4 protein-coding genes are annotated in these 2,405 nt (G+C 66.7%); 1 reads left to right on the forward strand and 3 read right to left on the reverse strand.

Translation table 11 applies throughout. From position 1 onward, the window contains the following. From AC1D00_RS36650 to AC1D00_RS36660, 3 genes are all read right to left on the reverse strand, one after another. On the reverse strand, nucleotides 1-592 hold a 592-nt coding region (locus AC1D00_RS36650), incomplete at its 3' end, for a phospholipase effector Tle1 domain-containing protein (RefSeq protein WP_477014029.1). A 276-nt stretch (nucleotides 593-868) separates the two neighbouring features. Next, on the reverse strand, nucleotides 869-1,120 hold the full coding sequence (locus AC1D00_RS36655; RefSeq protein ID WP_404550998.1) for a GCG_CRPN prefix-to-repeats domain-containing protein: 252 nt from the start codon (nucleotides 1,118-1,120) through the stop codon (nucleotides 869-871). A 26-nt stretch (nucleotides 1,121-1,146) separates the two neighbouring features. Next, nucleotides 1,147-1,389 (reverse strand): hypothetical protein, encoded by a 243-nt coding sequence (locus AC1D00_RS36660; RefSeq protein ID WP_049823732.1) that lies wholly within the window; start codon nucleotides 1,387-1,389, stop codon nucleotides 1,147-1,149. A 295-nt stretch (nucleotides 1,390-1,684) separates the two neighbouring features. On the opposite strand from AC1D00_RS36660, the gene AC1D00_RS36665 reads away from it, so the two are divergent. Beyond that, nucleotides 1,685-2,405: AraC-like ligand-binding domain-containing protein (locus tag AC1D00_RS36665; RefSeq protein ID WP_477014030.1), on the forward strand; the 721-nt coding region annotated here is incomplete at its 3' end.

Consider the following 2,405-nt stretch of genomic DNA (forward strand, 5'->3'; position numbering starts at 1 on the left):
TCGAATGATAGAGATAGAGCAGGAGATCGCGGATGAAGCGCGCGATCCAGATCGTCGGCAGGCTCTTCTTCAATGGCACGGTGTCGCGGCGGTATTCCCGCCACGCGGCCATGGCGTTGCGCTCCATCTCCTCGTGCGACACCGGCGTGCCTTCGATCTCCGCCGGCACGAGACCCTGGCTCGCGACCATGGACGCCAGCGTACGCGCGGTGAACGCGCCGCGGCTGAAGCCGAAGATGTAGATCTCGTCGCCCTCGCGCCAGTTCCAGCACAGGAAGCGATAGAGCTTGCGGACGTTGCTGGGCACGCCGATGCCGGTGGCGCCGTCGAGCGCGGCGAGCGGCGCCCAGCCGGCGGTGCCGACACCCTTGATGTAGTGCGAGATCTGATCCGGCTGGGTGTGATCGAGCGCCTCGTAGAGACGCCAGACGCTGGATTCCTGGGTGGTGAACGCGTTGCCCGTGCCATCGGCGAACAGCACCAGCTTGCGTTTGGAGGAGGCGGAGCCGGCCGTCCCGCCGGCCTTCATGTCGCTATGTGGATGTTCCGGGCCGGCAATATCGGCGTTCCGTTCGCCATCATGATGTGGCATGGGCTTCTCCGGCAATTTCGCGAGGAGCGCTTCAGGCCCGGGCCGCGCAGTGCTCCCCGGATTCAATCAATGATTGCGTCAGAAAATAAGGTGTATTCTGCACACAATCCCGCTGAGGTAGCAAGCGGGAACCTGCACTCTCGCTGCGGTCGGACGCCGCGGAATGACGGTCGCGAAAAGCATTTGGTTGTGCTGGTCGGCGTGCCGGACGGCGAACGCAAGCGATGTCCGCAGACGCCTCTCCCGACGAACGGGGAGAGGCGGAGCGATCAGCCTCTACCTGCCATTRCCGCGGCAGCGGCCACCGGGCCCGATATGGAAGCCGCGCGGGCAGGCATGCGCGGCGGGGTTGGCGTAGTTTCGCAGGCAGCCGCCGTAGGGGCCGCGATGCCAGCCGGGGCCGCAGCCGCCGGTGACGGCGATGACGTCGCCATTCGCGCTCGCGCCGAGCGGCGCGAGCGGCATGGCCTGGGCAACGCCCGTGATCGCGCCGAGCGCGACGGCTGCGGCAAACAGGGTGCGCATCATGTCTTGTCCTCCCGGGTGCCGTTGCTTCAATGGCCGGCGGCGAATGCGATGCCGGCGCGCACTTCGGCTATCGCCTGGTCGATCAGCCCGATGGCCTTCTCGCGATGGCCGCCCTTGTTCGGCTCGGCCTTGCCGAGCTCGGCGCGGGCCGATTGCAGGATCGCGATGGCTTCGTCCATGTGCGGCTGTGCGCCCAGCGCGTAACCGATGCAGAGGCTGGTCGCGATGACGCCGCCGAGCACGAAGCTGCGGGGTAGAGAGGTTCGCATGTCGTTTTCTCCTCCAGCGGGCGTCAGGCTGGGCCCGCCCGGTTGCCCGGATGCAGCCCCCTGTGTGGCGGATGCCGCAACCGCCGCCTGAATAGGGCCCGCCGATGCGGACCGTCTTGGACTGTCCGGCGCCGGCGACGTCACGGCTTGGACTGACCGGCGCAGCTTGATTCACGTTGGCGTGCTGATAGCCTGCGGGCGGCGGCCTTCAGCACGGGGTCATTTCCTGCCTGCGAGGTTCGGCCGGTTTCACGCGCGACGTTTTTCGAAAAAGTCTTTGTTGGAAGTCCTTTCGATGTCCGTCATCAGGAAAGCGCTCTCCACCGACCTGCTCCCGCAGGGCCTGTCCGACCGGCAGCGCTTCATTCGCTTCGCCGAATTGTTCGAGCATTTCTCCAACACCGGCGAGCTGGATCCGGCATCCGACGTGCCGTTTCGCGCCACGATGAACTCGATCCACATCGGCACCACCATGCTTGGGCGTTGCGACGGCAGCTTCGTCACGGTGCGGCGGGAGAAGCGCCAGGTGATCGAGACCGGCGACGACCGTTTTTGCCTCGCGCGCAATACCGGAGATCTTTCTTCGCAGGTGGTCCATCGCGGCCGCGAGTTCACCATGCGGCCGGGATCGATGGTGCTGCTCAAGCTGGACGAGCCGTTCTTCGCCGCTGACGGCGCGAGCCACAAGCGCTTCACCAACGTGCATCTGCCGGTCGATACGCTGCGGGCGATGGTGCCCGATGCCGACGATCTCGTCGGCTGCGAGCTCGAGCCCGGCGGCGCGCTGTCGCTGGCGATGGACTACAGCGATCTCCTGCTGCGCCATTCCGCCGCCGCCGACGAGGCCGGCATGGCGATCGCCGCCCATTTGCTCGATCTCGCCGCGATCGGTCTCGGCGCCCGCAGCGATATTGCAGCCGCGGCCCGCCGCCGGGGCCTGCGCGCCGTGCGGCACAAGGCCGTGCTGCCGATTCTGGACACGCGCTTCCACGAACCGGATTTTTCCGCACAAAAGC

The sequence above is a fragment of the Bradyrhizobium sp. P2_E8 genome (assembly GCF_056403875.1).